Source organism: Odoribacter sp. N15.MGS-14 (assembly GCF_000980245.1).
Classification (GTDB): Bacteria; Bacteroidota; Bacteroidia; order Bacteroidales; family Marinifilaceae; genus Odoribacter; species Odoribacter splanchnicus.
On sequence record NZ_LARE01000005.1, the window covers coordinates 37316 to 57599 of the forward strand.

Annotated in this window: 17 protein-coding genes and 1 pseudogene; 12 read left to right on the forward strand and 6 right to left on the reverse strand. The window is 45.6% G+C overall.

Going from position 1 to position 20284, the window contains the following annotated elements; genetic code table 11:
* Nucleotides 1-139: 139 nt before the first annotated feature.
* From WS34_RS01845 to ligA, 3 genes and pseudogenes are all read right to left on the reverse strand, one after another.
* Nucleotides 140-2653: an ATP-dependent Clp protease ATP-binding subunit gene (locus WS34_RS01845; RefSeq protein WP_046402772.1), complete on the reverse strand. Its 2514-nt coding sequence runs from the start codon at nt 2651-2653 to the stop codon at nt 140-142.
* Between the two features lie 42 nt (nt 2654-2695).
* Nucleotides 2696-3490 (reverse strand): helix-hairpin-helix domain-containing protein, encoded by a 795-nt coding sequence (locus WS34_RS15885; RefSeq protein WP_502685461.1) that lies wholly within the window; start codon nt 3488-3490, stop codon nt 2696-2698.
* Nucleotides 3488-5185 (reverse strand): annotated as a pseudogene (gene ligA / locus WS34_RS01850) (NAD-dependent DNA ligase LigA); the annotation flags it as partial. The pseudogene ligA and the gene WS34_RS15885, both read right to left, overlap by 3 nt.
* Nucleotides 5186-5358: 173 nt before the next feature.
* Between ligA and WS34_RS01855 the strand changes: the two are divergent.
* Nucleotides 5359-8319, forward strand: coding sequence for a BamA/TamA family outer membrane protein (locus tag WS34_RS01855; protein WP_046402775.1), 2961 nt, complete (start codon nt 5359-5361; stop codon nt 8317-8319).
* 28 nt (nt 8320-8347) lie between these two features.
* On the opposite strand, the gene WS34_RS01860 is transcribed toward WS34_RS01855, so the two are convergent.
* On the reverse strand, nt 8348-9019 hold the full coding sequence (locus WS34_RS01860; RefSeq protein WP_087381968.1) for a hypothetical protein: 672 nt from the start codon (nt 9017-9019) through the stop codon (nt 8348-8350).
* A gap of 71 nt (nt 9020-9090) precedes the next feature.
* Entirely contained in the window at nt 9091-9537 is a 447-nt protein-coding gene (locus WS34_RS01865) for a hypothetical protein (RefSeq protein ID WP_046402777.1), read from the reverse strand.
* 391 nt (nt 9538-9928) lie between these two features.
* On the opposite strand from WS34_RS01865, the gene WS34_RS01870 reads away from it, so the two are divergent.
* The 11 genes from WS34_RS01870 (at nt 9929) to WS34_RS01920 (ending at nt 20009) form a co-directional block, all read left to right on the forward strand.
* On the forward strand, nt 9929-10273 hold the full coding sequence (locus WS34_RS01870) for a DRTGG domain-containing protein (protein WP_013610548.1): 345 nt from the start codon (nt 9929-9931) through the stop codon (nt 10271-10273).
* A gap of 8 nt (nt 10274-10281) precedes the next feature.
* The gene (locus WS34_RS01875) at nt 10282-10695 is read left to right on the forward strand and encodes an ATP-binding protein (RefSeq protein ID WP_022160943.1); all 414 of its coding nucleotides are present in this window, start codon (nt 10282-10284) and stop codon (nt 10693-10695) included.
* Nucleotides 10696-10712: 17 nt separating this feature from the next.
* On the forward strand, nt 10713-12071 hold the full coding sequence (locus WS34_RS01880) for a [Fe-Fe] hydrogenase large subunit C-terminal domain-containing protein (protein ID WP_013610546.1): 1359 nt from the start codon (nt 10713-10715) through the stop codon (nt 12069-12071).
* 18 nt (nt 12072-12089) lie between these two features.
* Nucleotides 12090-12434, forward strand: a complete 345-nt coding sequence (locus tag WS34_RS01885; protein WP_013610545.1) for a DRTGG domain-containing protein — start codon at nt 12090-12092, stop codon at nt 12432-12434.
* Between the two features lies 1 nt (nt 12435).
* Nucleotides 12436-13155, forward strand: a complete 720-nt coding sequence (locus tag WS34_RS01890) for a PHP domain-containing protein (RefSeq protein ID WP_022160946.1) — start codon at nt 12436-12438, stop codon at nt 13153-13155.
* A 107-nt stretch (nt 13156-13262) separates the two neighbouring features.
* On the forward strand, nt 13263-13832 hold the full coding sequence (locus WS34_RS01895; RefSeq protein ID WP_013610543.1) for an ATP-binding protein: 570 nt from the start codon (nt 13263-13265) through the stop codon (nt 13830-13832).
* A 27-nt stretch (nt 13833-13859) separates the two neighbouring features.
* Nucleotides 13860-14249 (forward strand): (2Fe-2S) ferredoxin domain-containing protein, encoded by a 390-nt coding sequence (locus tag WS34_RS01900; RefSeq protein ID WP_013610542.1) that lies wholly within the window; start codon nt 13860-13862, stop codon nt 14247-14249.
* Nucleotides 14250-14301: 52 nt separating this feature from the next.
* Nucleotides 14302-16092 (forward strand): NADH-quinone oxidoreductase subunit NuoF, encoded by a 1791-nt coding sequence (locus WS34_RS01905; protein ID WP_013610541.1) that lies wholly within the window; start codon nt 14302-14304, stop codon nt 16090-16092.
* A 30-nt stretch (nt 16093-16122) separates the two neighbouring features.
* Nucleotides 16123-17883 carry an NADH-dependent [FeFe] hydrogenase, group A6 gene (locus WS34_RS01910; protein WP_022160950.1) on the forward strand — a complete coding sequence of 587 codons (1761 nt, stop codon included), beginning with the start codon at nt 16123-16125 and terminating at the stop codon, nt 17881-17883.
* A gap of 9 nt (nt 17884-17892) precedes the next feature.
* Nucleotides 17893-18369: an NADH-quinone oxidoreductase subunit NuoE family protein gene (locus WS34_RS01915; protein WP_013610539.1), complete on the forward strand. Its 477-nt coding sequence runs from the start codon at nt 17893-17895 to the stop codon at nt 18367-18369.
* A 290-nt stretch (nt 18370-18659) separates the two neighbouring features.
* Nucleotides 18660-20009, forward strand: a complete 1350-nt coding sequence (locus tag WS34_RS01920) for a carbohydrate binding domain-containing protein (protein WP_022160951.1) — start codon at nt 18660-18662, stop codon at nt 20007-20009.
* Here the strand turns inward: WS34_RS01920 and WS34_RS15345 are convergent.
* Nucleotides 20006-20173 carry a hypothetical protein gene (locus WS34_RS15345; RefSeq protein WP_233433991.1) on the reverse strand — a complete coding sequence of 56 codons (168 nt, stop codon included), beginning with the start codon at nt 20171-20173 and terminating at the stop codon, nt 20006-20008. The two genes, WS34_RS01920 and WS34_RS15345, sit on opposite strands and share 4 nt — an antisense overlap.
* Nucleotides 20174-20284 lie beyond the last annotated feature (111 nt).

Here is a 20284-nt window from a genome sequence, read left to right on the forward strand (position 1 = left end):
AAAGCGAGAAGCTGAAAAGATAAAAAAGCAAAGAAGCTAAAGGTTAAAAGCAAAGAAAAGGAGTTTATAATTTGCTTTATAGCCTTTAGCTTCTTATTTTATAGCCTTCTCGCCTTTAGCTTCTAGCTTTTCGTCTCTTCTAGCTTTTAGCCTCTAGCTTTTTACTTTTTACCTTCAGCTTATCGTTTTCCTTATCGCAGTCGACATAAAGGGTCCCCCCTTCGGGAAGGTCGCCTTTGATGATCACTTCGGCTAATTCATCTTCCAGGTATTTCTGGATAGCCCGTTTCAACGGACGTGCTCCATATTGAGGATCATACCCTTTCTCGGTCAGGAATTCTTTTGCAGCATCCGAAACCTGGATGTGGTATCCCAATTCACCTACCCGCTTGAGCAGTCCTTTCAGTTCTATATCTATGATCTTATGGATATCTTCCTTACTCAAAGGATTGAAGACGATCACATCATCGATACGATTCAGAAATTCAGGAGAAAAGGCACTCTTCAACGCTTTCTGCACGACACTCTTGGCATAATCGTTGTCATTCGTCTTATCGGCAGCCATAAATCCGATACCACGTCCGAAATCTTTCAATTGCCGGCTTCCGATATTGGAAGTCATGATCACAATCGTATTTTTAAAATCGACGCGCCGCCCCAAACTATCGGTCAACTGGCCGTCATCCAGCAACTGCAGGAGGATGTTGAATACATCGGGATGTGCTTTTTCAATCTCATCCAATAATACTACCGAATAAGGTTTACGTCTCACTTTCTCCGTCAGCTGTCCGCCTTCTTCGTATCCTACGTATCCGGGAGGTGCCCCGACTAACCGGGAAACAGCAAATTTCTCCATATATTCACTCATATCGATCCGGATCAGCGAATCAGGCGTATCGAACAGATATTGTGCCAATACTTTGGCCAATTGAGTTTTTCCGACACCGGTAGGCCCCAGGAAAATGAACGATCCGATCGGTCGGTTGGGGTCTTTCAATCCGGCCCGGTTCCGGTGTATCGCTTTAACGATCTTTTCAATCGCTTCCTGTTGTCCGACGACACTATCCGCCAATTCTTCACGCATCTGCAACAATTTCATACCCTCGGTCTTAGCGATCCGTTTTACGGGTACTCCGGTCATCATTGCCACTACTTCGGCCACACTCTCTTCATCGACCACCACCCGGTTTTCTTTCAATTCTTTCTGCCAGTTGTCTTTTTCCTGCTCGAGCTGGGCCAGCAATTGGCGTTCTTTATCCCGAAAAGCAGCTGCAACCTCGAAATTCTGTTGTTTGACCGCTTCTTTCTTCTTATTCTTGATTTCTTCCACCGATCTTTCCAACTCTTCGATAACCTGAGGCACATGGATATTGGCGATATGTACCCGTGAACCGGCCTCATCCATCGCATCGATCGCTTTGTCAGGCAACGCCCGGTCGGAAATATAACGCGTCGTCAGCTTGACACAGGCCTTGATCGCCTCATCGGTATAACGGACGTTGTGATGATCCTCGTAGCGGGATTTGATATTGTTCAGGATTTCGACCGTTTCATCGAAAGAAGTCGGTTCGACCAATACTTTCTGGAAGCGTCTTTCCAAAGCACCGTCTTTCTCGATATTCTGCCGGTATTCGTCGAGGGTCGTCGCCCCGATACACTGAATCTCCCCTCTCGACAGCGCAGGTTTCAGCATATTTGCCGCATCCAGGCTACCTCCCGACCCTCCGGCTCCTACAATGGTATGAATCTCGTCGATAAAAAGGATAATATTTTTGTTTTTAGCCAATTCATTCAGAATGGCTTTCATCCGCTCTTCAAATTGTCCCCGGTATTTCGTACCTGCAACAATAGACGCGATATCCAAAGCTACTACCCGCTTATCGAACAATACCCGTGACACTTTTTTCTGGATGATACGGATCGCCAACCCTTCGGCAATAGCCGATTTACCGACCCCCGGTTCTCCGATCAACACCGGATTATTTTTCTTCCTCCGGCTCAGAATTTGGGCCAATCGTTCGATTTCCCGGTCTCTCCCTACGATCGGATCGAGGGTACCTTCTTCGGCAGCTTTCGTGATATCTATACCGAAATTATCCAATACCGGTGTATCCGATTTAGCAGGCCCGTTCTGACGATAGGGATTGTACATCGATTCTTCATCACCTGCATCCTCGTCTTCATCGGATTCTTCTCCATAATCGGATTGCATACGGGTTTTCTCCTTCAGCAGTTGTTCTTTAAACTTCTCGTAATCTACTCCCATAGAATTAAACAATTTTGTGACAAACCCTGCCTGATTTCTCAACATGGCCAACATCAGATGTTCCGACTCTACTTCCTCATCCCCCAGCTTCCAGGCCTCCTCGATGACCCGTTTAACAATACTGTTGGCAGCCAGAGTAAGATCCAGCTCATCGGGCATCTCTTCACTCTTATTCCTTTGCTTATTCAGTTTCTGTTCGATTTTTGCTTTCACCTCATAAAAATCCACTCCCAAAGCGATCAGAACATCGATAGCCCTGGCCTGATCCATCCGCAACATCCCCAGAAACAAATGTTCGGGTGAAACCTTCGTATTCCCCAAACGCTTTGCCTCTTCACAAGCTAAGTCTATTATTTCTTTCAATTTTTTGTTATCATTTTTTGTCATATCCTCGTTTATTACTTCGTTGATGTAGCAGGGTATTCCCTATTATTTCAGTAATTCGTAAAATTCTTCTTCAGAAATAATCCGGGTACCCAATTTTTCTGCCTTTTTCAATTTACTACCGGCATTTTCGCCAGCCAACAAATAGGCGGTCTTGGCTGAAACAGAATCGCTGACCTTTCCCCCTGCATTCAAAATCAACTCTTTGAAGTATTCGCGGGGCCGGGTCAGTGTACCGGTAATCACAAATGTTTGCCCTGTCAGGTTATCGTTTCCTGTTTCCGTTTCTCCTATTTCTGCTTCTACGCCATAATCGATCAGACGTTTCACCAATTGTCTGTTTTCTTCTTTACCAAAATAGCGCAAAATACTATTAGCCATCTGTTCACCGATATCTTCTACTTCGGTCAATTGCTCAAAATCGGCTTCCATCAGCCTGGTCAGTTCCCGGAAACTTTTAGCCAGATTACGGGAGGCAGTCTCTCCGATATACCGGATTCCCAAAGCATTCAATAAAGCGGGAAAACCGGCCGTTTTCGATTTTTCGATACCGGCGATTAAATTATCTACCGATTTCTCCTGCATCCGATAAACGGATAAAGTATTCAATTTCCGTACCAATTTTTCATTAGAACGGAAAAAACGGACAATGCTATCGGCTTCATCTGCATCGATCCCCTCAACAGCCCGGATTTCAGCAGCAGAAGCCACAGATAATTCATAAATATAATCGAAGCGGGCTGCCAATAAGTCAGCTTTATGCCAATTTATCCCCGGAATATTCAATGCATAGACGACATAATCCAAAGGAATATTTTCAACGGCACCTGCTTCTTTCAAGCGTTCTACGGTCTGATTAAAAGGAGTACGAAAGTAATCCAATATCCGGTTTACCGTCGTTTCATCGCCTATCACCGCTGAAAGCTCTTGTTTCGAAGCAGCGGCATAAGCTTCCAGGCTACCGAAATGACCAGCCAACGTCTCTGCATTTCGGGAAGAAATATTCTTTATTCCGATTTCAAATCCATAAATCACTTTTGCTAAAGGGATACTGGTCATTTCGAAACTCTCGGGGTAAACAATTTTTTCGAGTCCGATCAATTCCTCTCGCTTTGCCGGTAATCCATAAATATCGGCCACATCCCGGATCAGCCTTTTACCCAGTAATAACTCGATCGTTTCTTCTCCCATCCCCTCTATATTCATCGCCTTACGGCTAACGAAATGTTCGATTTTTCCGGCTATCTGAGGTGGACAATGGTCTTCATTCGGGCAATAATGATTGGCTTCACCTTCTATCCGTATCAATTTTGTTCCGCATTCGGGACAATACGTAATGAATTCGACAGCTGCGGCTCCTTCCCTGCGTTTAGCCCGGTCTACCCCCACAATCTTCGGAATAATTTCTCCCCCTTTCTCCACATACACCGTATCATGTTCGTGTAAATCCAGAGAAGAGATGATATCTGCATTATGCAGGGAAGCCCTTTTCACCGTAGTGCCGGCAATATGCACCGGTTCCAGATTGGCTACCGGCGTGACGGCACCTGTCCGCCCTACCTGATAAACCACATCGATCAGGGGCGTCTCCACCTGTTCGGCCTTAAACTTATAAGCAATGGCCCAACGGGGAGATTTTGCCGTATATCCCAGCAAATGCTGCATCCCGATATCATTGACTTTGATCACAATCCCATCGATCGGAACCGGCAAACCCGTCCTTTCTTCATCCCATTTTGTGATAAAGGCCCAAACTTCTTCAAACGAATCGGCCAAGTGAATATAAGGGGGCATATGGAAGCCCCATTCTTTAGCTTTCATCAAGTTTCCGTAATGGGTTTCCGCCGGAGTCACTTCGCCGGGAATATAGTAAAGAAAACAATCCAAATGCCGTTTCGCTACCAGCGAAGAATTCTGTAATTTCAAGGTTCCTGCAGCAGCATTCCGGGGATTGGCGAACAAAGGTTCTCCGGCCTCTGCTTTTTCCTGGTTCAAGCGATTGAATACCGAAAAAGGCATCAGAATCTCCCCCCGGATCTCGAATTCGGGCGGATAATCCCCTCTCAACTTCAAGGGTACAGTGCGAATCGTCCTGACATTAGCCGTGACATCGTCTCCCTTCACGCCGTCTCCCCGGGTAACCGCCTGAGTGAGCTCACCGTTCACATAAGTCAGACTAATCGAAGTCCCGTCGTATTTCAACTCACAAACATACTGTACCCGGTCACCGACTACTTTCCGCACCCGCTGATCGAAATCCCGCAATTCTTCTTCGCTATATGTATTTCCCAAAGAAAGCATCGGATATTTATGAGCGACCTGAGTAAATTCCTGATTGATATCCCTCCCTACCCGTTGGGTCGGGGAATTGGGATCGTACATCTCCGGATACTTTTCTTCCAGTTTTTCCAAATCGTGCATCAACCCGTCGAACTCCCGGTCTGAAATCTCCGGTGCATTTTCGATATAATATTTATAATTATGATATTCAAGCGCTTTCCGCAACTCCAAAATCCGATCTTTCTCTGTTTGCATATCTCTTGTTTTATCCTTTACAAAGGTAAGGAAAATTTTGGCGTACCTCTTTCAAACTTAAATGTAAAAACGCAAAATTTGCAAACGCAAGCCGGTGTTAAAATAAAAAAGGCAATCAGGCTTATTTCTAAAATTTATAATTTAATTTAGATGCTCTAAAAAATAGGTGATATATGAAGAAAGTTCTGTTTTTTATTCTACTTCTCTGGTGCCCATTTTCAATCGTTTCGGCACAATTCGTCAATTTCGGTCAGGATAGGCCTTCCCTGCGCTGGAAGCAAATCAAAACCGACGATTTTCAAATTATATACCCGGATTTTTTCGAAGAAAACGCCCAAAAAGCAGCTTCTATTTTCAGTCTTTTATACCACCACGCCAACACACTGCAATTACACCCCAAAAAGATATCCATCATCATGCATGCCGACGGAGGTGTTTCCAATGGGAATGTAGCCCTGGCACCCCGGAAGAGTGAACTTTACACCATGCCTTCCCAAGATCCCACGGATGATTGGCTGGAACATTTGTGTGTACACGAATTCCGGCATGTCGTGCAGCTCGACAAGGTAAACCAGGGACTTACCAAAGACCTGTATTATCTCTTCGGGGAGATTTTTCCTATTGCAGTAGTCGGTGTATATGTACCGATGTGGTTTATGGAAGGAGATGCCGTATGTTTTGAAACTGCTGTCGGCCATCTCGGCCGAGGACGTTCCCCGGAATTTCTGAACGAAATGAAAGCCCAAATCCTGGAAAAAGGGATTTACAATTATTCGAAAGCCGTACTGGGTTCAAACAAAGATTTCGTGCCCAATCGTTACACCATGGGGTACTTCATGACCGCCAACTCCCGGGTCAATTACGGTTCGGATATCTGGGCAAAAGCGCTGGAACGCACCGGAAGACGCCCTTACGGCATTACTCCCTTCGCCACCAGCCTGAAGCTTTCCATGCAGGGCAAGCGGGACAGTCTCTGGCGGGACAGTACATTCCGTTCTCTGTTTATCGATCCCGACAGTGTCCGCCAGGCCAACACCTACCGGGATGCCAAGCGTACCCTTTACCGGGATAATTTTTCCGAATTGCAACAGCGCTGGATGCGGGAGGCCTCTCTCGTATCGTCTCCATTCGATACACTTCCCACCCACAACAAGTATTACACGAATTACTACAATCCCACCCCGATTTCTTCCGGCAAAGTGATTGCTTATAAAAAAGGGCTGCAACAAACGGGAGCTTTCGTTCTCTTGCACAATCAGAACGAAAAACTCCTCCGGCGTACAGGGATTCTGGACGACTATAAATTTGCCTTCAACAACGACCAAATAGTCTGGAGCGAATATTACAATCACATCCGTTGGGATCAGGGCGGACGTATGCGTTTAAGCAGTTACGACCTGAATACCGGTAAATACAAACGCTATAAAAGCCGGAACAACCGTTTTTCTCCTTTCGCGATGGGCCAGGAGTGGGGCTGTGTAGAAGTGGACCATTGCAACCGATCTTATCTGGTCTTGCTCGACTCGACTTTGAGCCGGGAAACCGGGCGTATTCCGGCAGAAGCGAACGAACTATTCATCCATCCGTCTTACCACGAGGGTAAAATCACCACAGTCGTCCAATCCCCCCGAGGCTTGAGTCTGGTATCGATCGATCCGGTCACTCACCGGCGACATACCATCTGTCCTGCGATCTATTACGAACTGGACCACCCGGTTGCCGGAGACAGTCTATTGATCTACAGAGCTTCTTACAACGGTAACAATGCTTTCTACCGTTGGACCGCACAAGGTCCGGTGAATGTGCTGAACAGTAAGTACGGCCTACAGTTCCCCACCCTCAGTGCGGATAAAAAACAGTTGTATTTTTCTTTCTACACAGCAGATGGCTATAAACCCGGGCATATCGACCTGGCCGGATTACAGGAACAGCCGACGGTCTATCAGCAATTCCGGTTAGCCGACTCGATGAAACAGGAAGAAAAATGGCATTCTGCTTTCCAATACGATTCTATCTATCCTTCCCGGAAATACAATAAATTCACCCACCTTGTCAATATCCACAGCTGGGGACCGGTAGAAGCCGATCTGAACGATATGGACGTCGACTTCGGTGCGGTAGTTTACTCTCAGAATAAGTTGAGCACCTTATCCTTTACTGTCGGTTATATCTTAAAATCGGGTTATGACCACGGGGCCTGGATGCTGAATGCCAGCTACAAAGGCTGGTGGCCGGTATTCGATTTCGACCTGTATAGCGGGAGATACGATTACGAATCTTTCAACGAAGGTTTTTTCCTGCCTACCCGGCAAAAAGAAACTTTTTATGCACAATATAAAGCCTGGCGTTCTTCGGCTGAGGTTACGGTCCGGTTTCCTTTTACCCTGTCTGCCCGCCAATATAACCGGACCTTACAACCTTATGTCCGTTACCGGTTTGTCGGATTACACCATGAAAAATTAAATAAACTCTACACCTGTAAAATAGCAGAAGCGAACACTATATGGATTACACAAGTCGATCCGAACTTTTACCAGGTGAACGAGCCTTCCCGGTTTTATCAATTGCTGGAATACGGACTTTATTTTACCAATCAAACCCGTATGACTACCCAGGAGATCAATCCCCGCTGGGGCCAAACTTTCAGTGCAGGTTACACTCACAGCCCTCTGGAACATATAGACCTGGGCTATCAATGGTGGGGAGACGGACACCTGTATTTTCCGGGCTTCACCACCAATCATTCCCTGTCGCTGTACGGAGGCTTCCAGCATATGTCGCACAAAGAGCGGAATTATAGCAATAAAATTCTTTACCCCAGAGGGATCACCCTACCTGGCTACGAAATAGCCAGCTTGCGTACCGGTTACCATATGCCGATCGCTTTCCCGGATCTGCCCCTGAGTTCATTGCTCTATCTCAAAACTATAAACGCCGCCGTATTCTACGATTGGGGTAGCAGCCGCAACAAATTCGGCAAAGCTACTTACTCCTCCTATGGAATAGAATTGACCACGGACACCCACTTCTTCCGGTTAACCTATCCGATCCGTCTCGGTATCCGCACCGGCTACGAAACACAACATAAAAAGATGTTCGCCGACCTGATTTTCTCTATCGGACTGAGTATTTAAGATAGATGACAGGTGTCATCTATCATCTTTAATGGCAAGGTATATACAAAGAGTCGTCCCGGGGGATAATCAATACTTCGGACCGGGCGTGTTTACGGTAAAGCCGGACAGTATAGGGATAGTAAAAGGGAAATAAGCGGAACGGACGCATCATCAGGGTTATCCCCGGAGAAAGATCCTGCAAAACCTTTATCAGGCTTTTTTCAAAACTTTTCTCTTCATTCACCACCTCGTAGCGGGCTTCGGAATGCTTTAAGATACGCTCCATAAATGCTAAATTATTGCGGACCATGGCCGCAATATGCTCATCTTTTTCCCGGGGAACGATGATTTCGATCCGACACCCGGGATGATGCCGCTGCAGGAAATTAGCCCAAATCCCTTTTTCTTTATTTTCCTTCAAATAACCTACCGGAATTTTCAGCTGCTGAAAAGTATCGGCAGAAAAATGATCCTGCAAAACAAGTACCGGTTTATTCAAAGCATACACGTACTTCATCAACCGATAAAAAGAATATGATTTCCGCTTCAACAAACAAAGAACACTATCCTCTCCCATGCAGGCTGAAAGCAGTTTTCCGCTACCGGGTATTTTTTCACATCTATACCGCCATCCATATAACCGCCCGATGTTTTCAGCACATTCACGGATTTCTTCTATCTCCTGTTTATAAAAAGCTACAATTTCGTATTTCATCATCTGGATTTATCTAAAGTACCCTTATTCCCCGACCGTCCCTCGTCCGATCAGGCCGGCTATCCCCATCGATACTAAGGATAAAATAAACACTTATAATTTATGGGACGACTGAGATCCCGGAAATATCCGGTCGCCAGTCTGGTTGTATAAAAGTTACTTTCGATAAGCATCGTCATCTCTTTATCCTCATATAAAGGAGTAATATCGATCATCCCATCCCCATCGATCCGATACATTTGGTCCGGAAAAAACGTTATATCCCCTTTCACCACTTCTCCCCCGGCTTGAAATTCTCCTCTTACCAATTCTCCGTTATTCACTCCATAATAGAGATACACCTTTGCCCCGGCATCAGGTATTTCTACATCGGGCTGAGCTTCATTTATATAAAACACCTTTACCGTAAACCCTTTTTCTTCTACGACAGGTTCGACCTCGTCCTCATGCCCGGCAGAACATGCCTGAACAATCAGAAGCAAAGAACAAACTATTATTGTCAATACTACATTTCTTATCATACTTATGCGACAATATTTTTATAAAGATACAAAAAAATAAACTTCAAGGACTTCATAGCCCCATTTAATTCTCGGTTTAATTTTTTCTTTCCATTCCGATTTCGATTTTTGTGTCGTCAAACCCGATCGCCTGAAACGGTCCGATAAGGCTTTCTTTCACTGACCGACAGAAACGACTGGATCCTCAAACACGAGCCCCGAAGATGAAAACACCGGTTTTTCAATGAAACGGTTATCCCTGACTTCTGAAACCTTGACAACAATTAAAACCAATGTCTTCATCGGACTAATATACTTATTTATATCAATTTTAAATTATCGCTTCCCGCAGAGGAGGTATTGTTTTTGAAGATGATTTCACTAATTTAGATGCATATAAATTAACCAAGGTATGACACCGGACGACATTATAAAATTACTCGACGCCACGTGTATTTGTGGGGCCCGTAAGCTTCACGATCCCATACAACATGCTTTTGCAGCAGATTTAATGAGCGATGTCTTGCGTCTGAATACGGAAGGATTGCTGTTGATAACGGGGATGGCCAATCCACAAGTCATTCGTACGGCAGAAATGGCGGATATTCCGTTTATTCTTTTTGTTCGTGACAAGCAGATCACGGCAGAAATGCAACAGCTGGCCGAGGAAAACGAAATCCTGCTATTGCGTTGCCGTCAAAGTATGTTCAGGGTATGCGGAGAATTGTATAAAGCCGGGCTTCTTCCGGTGTATTAAGAAAACATATGGAATTCAATTTTAATCTGGAAGGAGGAAATTTTTCACGGGCAGGGGCCGCTTCCAGTGAGATAAAGAAAATATTGAAACAGCTCAACGTCGATGCCCTTTTAATAAAACGTATCGTCGTTGCGCTTTATGAAGCGGAAGTCAATGTCGTCGCTCATGCTTATGAGGGAGTGATGAACGTCGTGCTGGACGGGAAATCTATCGTCGTCACCATCACTGATAAGGGGCCGGGTATCCCCGATATAGCGAAGGCTATGCAGGAAGGCTTCTCGACCGCTTCGCCCGAAGTCCGGGAAATGGGATTCGGTGCCGGGATGGGATTACCCAATATGAAAAAAAATTGTGACCGGTTGAATATCGAATCTACCGTAAATGTCGGCACCAAAGTGACGATGACCACGTATCTGAGATAAGTCTTAAAATTACGAAAATGGGGAACGAGACATTTTATCATGCATTGAAGATCAACAGTGAGGTTTGCACAGGATGTACGCACTGCATGAATGTATGTCCTACGGCAGCGATCCGCATAAAATACGGTAAAGCGACCATCAACGAAGCCGCTTGTACCGATTGCGGCATGTGCCTGAAGACCTGTCCCCGTCAAGCCATTTATGTGGAACAGGACGATTTCAATCAGATTTTCAAATTCTCTTACCGGATCATCTTGTTACCTTCGGTCTTTATCGGACAATTCCCGGAAGATATCAGCGAAGAACAGATATTTTCAGAGTTGCACAACCTGGGATTCCATTATGTCATGGAAGTGGATAAATCGACCGGTCTGCTGATGGAAGAGACAAAGCATTATCTTCAGCAGCATCCCCGGCAGCGTCCTTTTATCTCCAGTTTCTGCCCGGCTGTCGTACGCTTGATCCAGGTACGTTTTCCTTCCCTGATCGGACATATCGTCCGCTTAAAGCAAGCCATGGATATTGCAGCCATCTATGTCAGGAAAAAATACATCGACAAAGGCATACCTGAAAAAGAGATCGGTGTTTTTTATGTCACCCAGTGTGCCGCTAAAATCGCAGCCATCAAGTGTCCCGTCGGCGAAGAAAGTTCTCCTGTAGACGGGGTGATCAATATGGATTTTATCTATAACAAAATCCTCCTTTCGATCAACCGACATAAATCCCAGGTTCTCCCCCGGGTACCGGAACAATACCATCTGACTCCGCAATCCATCCAATGGACCCTCTCGGGAGGAGAAGCTTCCAACTATCCGGGGCGTTGCCTGGCGATCGACGAAATCCATAATGTCATCGATATCCTCGAAAAACTGGAAAACGACGAACTGACAGATATCGACTTTCTGGAACTGAGGGCATGCGACCATTCCTGTGCCGGAGGGGCACTGGCGATCAACAACCGTTTTCTCACCATCGAAAGACTACAGAAACGGATGGAGAACTATATCAAATACAACTACATCTCTATCAATAAAATGCCCCGGTACAAGGATTTTCTGGTAAAACAAATGCAACTGAGCGGTGAAATTCCACCCCGGTCGATCGAAAAACTGGATGAAGACTTGTCGGTTGCTTTTCAGAAAATGGAAAAAATCACCCGCATTATGAAAGTTTTACCTCAGATAGACTGCGGGGCTTGCGGCACACCCTCCTGTCAGGCTTTGGCTCAGGATGTCGTGCAAGGAAAGGCCAAACTCAACCAATGTATATTCATGCAAAAAATCCTCACCCGGGAAGGGTTGCTTACCCCGGAAGAATCGATGGAATTATCGGCCAAAGTCTGGGGAATCGGAAAATTTGAAAAGAACGAAGAATAAAAATAAACGAACAAAGATATGACAGTCAGAGAATTGGCTACACAACTAAAATTAGAAGTCTGCTGTGGTGCGGCAGGCCTGGACAAAGAGATCAAAGGCGGCTATACCTCCGATCTACTGAGTGATGTGATGGGTAACGCCCGGGAAGGGAATATCTGGATTACGCTTCAGACACACAAAAATATCATGGCCATCGCTTCGCTGAAAGAACTGGCAGCCATTGTCCTGGTCAAAGGTTACCGACCGGAAGAAGATACCGTTTCCGAAAGTGAGGCAGAAGGCATACCCATCTTAAGTACTTCCAGACAGACATTCGAAATGACAGGCGAGATTTACGAACTTCTCCAGAAAAAGGAGCAGTAAAATGGACATTCGGGCCGACCTCCATATTCATACCGTCCTTTCCCCTTGCGGAGATCTGGAAATGAGTCCGGAGAATATTCTGTATTTCGCCCAAGTCCAAGGACTGAATATGATCGGAATCACTGATCACAACTCCACCCGCCAGGCACCGATAATCCGTGATTATGGGAAAACGAAAGGTATATTCGTCCTTACAGGTGCTGAAATCTGCAGTAAAGAAGAAGTGCATGCCCTGACTTTTTTCGAAACCGACGAACAGCTTACTATTTTTCAGCATTACCTGGATGTACATTTACCCGATATTCCGAACGACCCGGAAAAATTCGGCTTCCAGGTTGTCGTCGATCCGGAAGAACAGATCATTTACGAAGAACCCAAACTATTGATTTCTGCCTTGAACCAATCGCTGGAAGAAATTGCACATAAAGTCAGGCAACTCGACGGTATTTTCATTCCGGCCCATATCGACAAACCCTGTTTCAGTATTCTTTCACAATTAGGATTCGTCCCGCCGGATTTACGTTATGATGCCCTGGAGCTCAGTAGTCATACCTCTCTTTCGAAATTCCTGTCCGGCCATCCCGAACTGAAATCCGCCTCTTTCATCCAGTCCTCGGATGCCCACTATCCCGGGGACATCGGAAAAATATATACCCAACTGAAAATAGAAGATTTTTCCTTCAAAAACATCCGGCAATCTATCCGGAATTTAATTACGTAATTTCACTCCTGCAATCGTTGTAATTTTATGAATTTAAATTAAATTTGAGGCCAGAAATAAATATTTAAAGTTTATTATCCCAATAAGTTAAAGAATATAACCTATTCATGAAAGATTTGTCCTCTCATATGATGGATATCGTCCAGAATTCTATCCGGGCAGAGGCTTCGTGGATTCAGATCCGGATTTGCGAAGATCCGGAGGCAGATCTCTTTCTTATTGAAATTCAGGATAACGGTTGCGGTATGGATGAGGCGACTTTGGCAAGGGTCAGGGATCCTTTTTTTACCAGCCGGACAGTACGCAAAGTGGGCCTGGGAATTCCCTTGCTCCAGCAAAATGCCGAACGAACCGGAGGAAAAGTTAGTATCGTCTCACAGCCGGGTCAAGGGACTACTCTCACAGCCCGTTTCGGTCATTCCCATCTGGACCGTCCTCCTTTGGGAGATGTAGCAGAAACGCTTACGCTATTGGCAGCCGCCAATCCGGCCATCCATTTCAGCTACGATCATTCGACTCCCAGCGGTACATACCGGTTCGATACCCAAGAGATCATACAGGTGCTGGAAGGTGTACCTTTGGGACATCCCGAAATTCTTCCGGCCATACAAAATTTAATCCGGGAGAATCTCAAAGAAATACATGCCGATCAAAGCATGTCTATCAGGCAATCATAAAATCAATTATCACCTAATAACAGCTATATGGAAAAAATAAAATCACTCGCCGACCTGAAAAAAATCAGGGATAACGTTCAATCGAAAATCGATCTGCGCGAAAAAAGCGAGCATCCTGAAAATCTGATTCAGATCAAAGTCGCCATGGCCACTTGTGGAATAGCAGCAGGTAGTAAGGAAACGATGAATTACTTTCTGAACAATCTTGAAAAAAACGGTATTCAGGCCGTAGTCACTCAAACCGGCTGTATGGGTTACTGCTTTGCAGAGCCCACGGTAGAAATCACCAAACCGGGAAAAGAACCGATCGTATTCGGTCATGTCAACTGTGCTAAAGCAGAAGAGATCATCCAGAAATACCTGAAAAACGACGAATTGGTCGAAGGGATTATCCCGGTTAATTACCAAAGTATCTGATTCTATAACGTGCTAAATATTTTCAACTATTAATCGATAAACAACCCCATCTATGAGTTATAAAATGCATATTCTTGTCTGTGGAGGGACCGGTTGCCGTGCGTCAGCCAGTAAAAATATCATCTGCCGACTGGAAGATTGTCTGAAAGAACGTGCTCTGGAAGACGAAGTACAGGTCATCGCTACCGGCTGTTTCGGTTTCTGTGAGAAAGGTCCTATTGTCAAGATCATGCCTGACAATACCTTTTATGTACAGGTAAAACCGGAAGATGCCGAAGAAATCGTCAACGAACACATCATTAAAGGCCGCAAGGTAGAACGGTTATTATACAAAGAACCGTCTAAAAAAGTGACGGTCAGCGATTCCAAACACATGGAATTTTATAAAAAGCAATTACGCATCGCTTTGCGTAACTGTGGTTTTATCGATCCGGAAAACATTGAAGAATGTATCGGTCGTGACGGTTACAGCGCTTTAGCCAAATGTCTGACAGAGATGACTCCGGAAGCGGTTATCGACGAAATCAAACGATCCGGATTGCGTGGACGGGGTGGCGGCGGTTTCCCTACCGGTCTGAAATGGGAATTTGCCCGCAAATACCAGGCCGATCAAAAATATGTCGTTTGTAACGCCGACGAAGGGGACCCGGGAGCTTTTATGGACCGTTCGATTATGGAAGGGGATCCGCACTCCGTGATCGAAGCCATGGCCATTTGCGGTTACAGCATAGGTGCCAGTAAAGGACTGGTATACATCCGGGCAGAATATCCTCTGGCTATCGAACGGCTTCGTATCGCGATCGAACAAGCTGAAAAATACGGGCTGCTGGGAGAAAATATTCTCGGTACCGATTTTTCTTTCCATATAGAAATCCGTTATGGTGCAGGTGCTTTTGTCTGTGGAGAAGAGACCGCTTTGATCCACTCGATGGAAGGACACCGGGGCGAGCCCACGACCAAACCTCCTTTCCCGGCAGAATCGGGCTATTTGAATAAACCGACGAATGTCAATAACGTCGAAACACTGGCCAATATTCCTGTCATTCTCAACAAAGGGGCCGACTGGTTTGCTTCTATCGGAACAGAACGTTCGAAAGGAACCAAAGTATTTGCATTAGCCGGTAAAATCAATAATGTGGGCCTGATCGAAGTGCCTATGGGTACTACTCTCCGGGAAGTCATTTATGAAATCGGGGGAGGAATCAAAAATGGTAAAAAATTTAAAGCCGTACAAACCGGAGGTCCTTCGGGCGGTTGTCTCACGGAGAAACATCTGGATACTCCGATCGATTTCGACAACTTGCTGGCAGCAGGTTCGATGATGGGATCCGGTGGCATGATCGTCATGGACGAAGACGATTGTATGGTTGCTGTCGCCAAGTTCTATCTGGAATTTATCGTCGAAGAATCTTGTGGAAAATGTTCTCCCTGTCGGATCGGCAACAAACGGTTATTGGAAATCTTAACCCGGATCACCGAAGGGAAAGGCACGATGGAAGATCTCGACAACCTCCGTAACCTGAGCCAAGTGATTAAAGATACGGCTCTTTGCGGCTTGGGACAGACCTCTCCCAATCCGGTACTGTCTACACTGGAACATTTCTATGACGAATATGTCGCTCACATCCGGGATCACAAATGTCCTGCCGGAAAATGTAAGGCGTTGTTATCTTTCCGTATCGACCCGCAACTATGTGTAGGATGTACCCTCTGTTCACGTAATTGTCCGGTAGATGCAATCATCGGCGAACGGAAAGAAGCCCATTTCATCGACACGACTAAATGTATCAAATGCGGTACTTGTAAAGATAAATGCAAATTTAATGCGATAAGTGCCGGATAACCGAAGTATAACAGCCCATAACGAAAAAACATGGAACAAAATATAACTCTGCAAATAGATAATCATATCGTAGAGGTGGCCAAAGGAACGACGATTCTCGAAGCAGCCCGGGGAGTAGGTATTCAAATCCCCTCCTTATGCTATATGAATCTGAAAGACATGTGTATCACCAACCTTCCGGCTTCCTGCCGTATTTGTGTCGTCGAAGTCGAAGGACGGAGAAACCTGGCTCCGGCCTGTGCTACCCGTTGTGAAAACGGCATGAAGGTAAAAACCAGTAGCCTCAGGGTGCTCAATGCCCGGAAAACCGTACTGGAATTAATTCTCTCGGACCACCCCAACGATTGCCTGATCTGTCCGAAATCCGGGAATTGCGAATTACAAAACCTGGCCGTTAAATTAAAAATCCGCGAGATACCCTTTGCCGGTGAGCGGAATATTCTCCCGATAGAGACCTCTCCATCGATTGTCCGCGATATGAGCAAATGTATTTATTGCCGTCGTTGTGAGATGATGTGTAATGAAGTGCAAACCGTAGGGGCACTCGGTGCTGTAAACCGTGGTTTCATTTCAACGATAGCTCCGGCTTTCGACGAACCTTTATCCAATTCAGCCTGTACCTTCTGTGGTCAGTGTGTCGCCGTATGTCCGGTAGGAGCACTGACCGAAGTCGACCATACGAATCGGCTGATCAGCGATCTGAGTAATCCGAAAAAAACCGTTATCGTACAGACGGCACCGGCAGTACGGGCTGCACTCGGCGAGGAATTCGGTTTAACACCCGGCACTTCTGTTACCGGAAAGATGGTAGCTGCTTTAAGACAATTGGGCTTCGACAAAGTGTTCGACACCGATTTCGCTGCCGATCTGACCATTATGGAAGAAGGAAGCGAATTACTGGATCGGTTGACCCGTTATCTCAAGGGTGATAAAGACGTATGCCTCCCTATTCTGACTTCTTGTTGTCCGGCCTGGGTCAATTTCTTCGAACATCAGTTCCCCGATATGCTGGATATCCCGTCGACCGCACGTTCACCCCAACAAATGTTCGGTGCTATCGCTAAAAACTATTGGGCAGAAAAGATGAACATTCCCCGGGAAGATTTGATCGTTGTATCTATTATGCCTTGTCTGGCTAAGAAATACGAATGTGCCCGGGAAGAATTCGCAACACAGGGCGATCCCGATGTCAACTACTCTCTTTCTACCCGGGAACTAGCCAGTCTGATCAAACGGGCCAATATCGATTTCAACAGCCTGGCGGACGAAGATTTCGATCATCCTTTGGGAGAATCTACAGGTGCCGGAGTAATCTTCGGAGCTTCGGGAGGTGTGATGGAAGCAGCATTGCGAACAGCTTACGAACTTTATACCGGAAAAACACTCGACAAAGTAGATTTCAAAGAAGTACGGGGTCTGGAGAACATAAAAAAAGCAACTATTAAACTCAACGGAGTAGAACTCCATGTCGGTATTGCTCATGGATTGGGAAATGCCCGTAAACTTTTGAATGAAATCCGGGAAGGAAAATCCGAATTCCATGCGATCGAAATCATGGCTTGTCCCGGTGGTTGTATCGGAGGAGGAGGCCAACCTTTACATCATGGCAATTCGGCTTTATTAAAAGCCCGCAGCCAGGCCCTCTATCAGGAAGACGAGCATAAACCGCTACGGAAATCTCATGAAAACCCGGATATTATCAAATTATATGAAGAATATCTCGGAAAGCCGTTGAGCGAAAAAGCCCATCATTTATTACATACCCACTATTTTAATAAAGCAACCCATTAATTGAAAACTATGAGCGAAATACAATTACCTCAGCATAAAATAGACAAGTTACTCGAAATCTGTGATGCTCATGGAAATCAGCCGGGAGAACTGATCAATGTCTTACATAAAGCACAGCATCTTTTCGGATATCTTCCGGCAGAAGTACAACGGATTGTTGCCGACAAGCTGAATATTCCGGTATCTAAGGTATATGGAGTAGTCACCTTTTATTCATTCTTTACTATGACCCCCAAAGGTGAACATCCGATTTCCGTATGTATGGGAACCGCTTGTTATGTCCGGGGAGCTGAAAAAGTACTGGATGAATTTAAACGGATATTGAATATCAATGTAGGCGAAACGACTCCCGACGGTAAATACTCTTTGTCCAGTCTGCGTTGTGTCGGGGCTTGCGGCCTGGCTCCCGTCGTGTTGATCGGCGAAAAAGTATTCGGACGCGTTGTTCCGGGTGACGTAGAAAAAATACTGAAAGAATTAGATTAGAACCTTTTATGATCGCTTAAAATCCACAGTACTCCGGAAACGGAATCCTGTGGATTTTTACATATTAACACATCCATATACTTATTTTTTTATTTCTTTTTGCTTACATGTTATAGCTTATCATTGTCATCTCCACTTCAATTTGAATTATATCCTGTTTTTCAAACAGATTTATCAATTATAATTTGGTTATTTTATCTAATTTCTTTAATTTTATAGTGGTTGTACTCCTTGCATTCTTCTCTCCTGAATGCTGCTTGTTTTAATTATTTCATTAAAAATTTTTCACCATGAAACGCATGATTTATATCTTAGCGGTAGTTATGGCTGTCGGTTGTCATCATTCGATGGACCCCTGGCCTGGTGACGGTGACAAACAAGATGTCGCCATGTATGTCAGAACACGTAGCCTGTCCGGCATTACAGCTTCTCCCTCAGTGTATCAGTTTTTTGTTTACGATCAGGTTCATTCCAGCATGAGCCGGTACAGTGTCAATCCCGAAAAAGAGGACAACAATGTCCTTCACCTGAAGCTTTTTCCCGGCACATATACCGGCTATTGCGTTACAAATGCCGAAGAAACCGAAAATTGGGAATATACCGATAATCTTCCGCCCGGCGAAATATTCCTGAAATCGGGTAAAACAGAAACCGGAGATCATCTACTCGGGCAAAGTGATTTCACCGTGGCCCAGGACGGCGACAACAGCGCCGTTTTCGACCTCAACCGAAAAGTCGGAATGTTGAGAGTGACCATCGAGAATATTCCCGAATGGTTAACCGATTTACAAATCAATCTAAGTAATATCTCTCAAAAGATGAGTCTGACCGGAGAATATAAAGGCGATTGTTCTATCACTAAAAATATCGGTTTACCGGACGAGAACGGTACTTCGGTGACGACTTTGCTGGTATTTCCCCCAAAAGAAAAGGCTATTCTGACCCTTTCTTCCAATTCAATGGTATTTGTCACTCCGGAGCATCCCATCGAATCCATATTAGCCAACCGGATAACGGAGATCAAAGCCATTTTCAAAGACCCGGCTGCCACCAGCGAGTTGGATATCACCACCCGACTCGCAGATTGGGATGAAACGATCCTGCAGGAAGCGGATTGGGAAGTCGACAAGCCCCAAGGTCCCTGTACAGGCGTAGGCAATGGAACGAACCTCGTTCTAAACGGAAGCTTTGAAAGCGATTTTATTGACGATCTTCCCGATCACTGGAATGCAGATGTTTCCAGTAAAGAATATACTCCCCGGATAGTCAGCGTCACCTCTCCGACCCAGGAGGGAAGTAAAGCGGTAAGAATAGAAGGTAAAACTTACCTCTATCAGGACATTCCTGTGACGGGTGGTCAATGTTACCAATTGAAGATGTACGTCAATGCACCCGCTCACGAGGTCAAATGGCGCAGCTGGTGTACCTGGATGAAAGGCAGTAAAAACCTGCCTTCGGACGCCCTTCATTCTCCGAGTTACCAATACGAGACTTCGGGCTATATCGATGCCTATGCCGGAAAAGTATTCCGGGCACCGGCGGACGCCACCAAGCTCCGGGTAGAAATCCGTAATTACATGGATCCGGTCGAAGGTAAAGGGCTATACGTCGATGCCATCCGTGTGGAAGCCGTCGATTAGCTTTCCCCCACCATCCGGGCCGGGTCGCCCCAGCGATCGAACTCCTCTGCCGTAACCTCACCCGACCCAATCGCAGCCTGCCGCAAGGTAATTCCTTCGCGGTGGGCTTTCTGCGCTATCGCTGCCGCCTTATAATACCCGATGTACGGATTCAAAACTGACACATCCTTCCCCCGATAAACGGGCACTATGCAAGAAATTACGGATCAAAATTCTTTCATCTTCTCCCATACAATTCTTTCTTTTTCAAGAATTTCCGAATGAATAAAACGTAC

What these genes read in the sequence shown, in the direction of transcription:
- WS34_RS01845 (WP_046402772.1), bottom strand. Translation starts at nt 2,653, where the DNA reads ATGACAAAAAATGATAACAAAAAATTGAAAGAAATAATAGACTTAGCT.
- WS34_RS01855 (WP_046402775.1), top strand. Translation starts at nt 5,359, where the DNA reads ATGAAGAAAGTTCTGTTTTTTATTCTACTTCTCTGGTGCCCATTTTCA.
- WS34_RS01860 (WP_087381968.1), bottom strand. Translation starts at nt 9,019, where the DNA reads ATGATGAAATACGAAATTGTAGCTTTTTATAAACAGGAGATAGAAGAA.
- WS34_RS01865 (WP_046402777.1), bottom strand. Translation starts at nt 9,537, where the DNA reads ATGATAAGAAATGTAGTATTGACAATAATAGTTTGTTCTTTGCTTCTG.
- WS34_RS01870 (WP_013610548.1), top strand. Translation starts at nt 9,929, where the DNA reads ATGACACCGGACGACATTATAAAATTACTCGACGCCACGTGTATTTGT.
- WS34_RS01875 (WP_022160943.1), top strand. Translation starts at nt 10,282, where the DNA reads ATGGAATTCAATTTTAATCTGGAAGGAGGAAATTTTTCACGGGCAGGG.
- WS34_RS01880 (WP_013610546.1), top strand. Translation starts at nt 10,713, where the DNA reads ATGGGGAACGAGACATTTTATCATGCATTGAAGATCAACAGTGAGGTT.
- WS34_RS01885 (WP_013610545.1), top strand. Translation starts at nt 12,090, where the DNA reads ATGACAGTCAGAGAATTGGCTACACAACTAAAATTAGAAGTCTGCTGT.
- WS34_RS01890 (WP_022160946.1), top strand. Translation starts at nt 12,436, where the DNA reads ATGGACATTCGGGCCGACCTCCATATTCATACCGTCCTTTCCCCTTGC.
- WS34_RS01895 (WP_013610543.1), top strand. Translation starts at nt 13,263, where the DNA reads ATGAAAGATTTGTCCTCTCATATGATGGATATCGTCCAGAATTCTATC.
- WS34_RS01900 (WP_013610542.1), top strand. Translation starts at nt 13,860, where the DNA reads ATGGAAAAAATAAAATCACTCGCCGACCTGAAAAAAATCAGGGATAAC.
- WS34_RS01905 (WP_013610541.1), top strand. Translation starts at nt 14,302, where the DNA reads ATGAGTTATAAAATGCATATTCTTGTCTGTGGAGGGACCGGTTGCCGT.
- WS34_RS01910 (WP_022160950.1), top strand. Translation starts at nt 16,123, where the DNA reads ATGGAACAAAATATAACTCTGCAAATAGATAATCATATCGTAGAGGTG.
- WS34_RS01915 (WP_013610539.1), top strand. Translation starts at nt 17,893, where the DNA reads ATGAGCGAAATACAATTACCTCAGCATAAAATAGACAAGTTACTCGAA.
- WS34_RS01920 (WP_022160951.1), top strand. Translation starts at nt 18,660, where the DNA reads ATGAAACGCATGATTTATATCTTAGCGGTAGTTATGGCTGTCGGTTGT.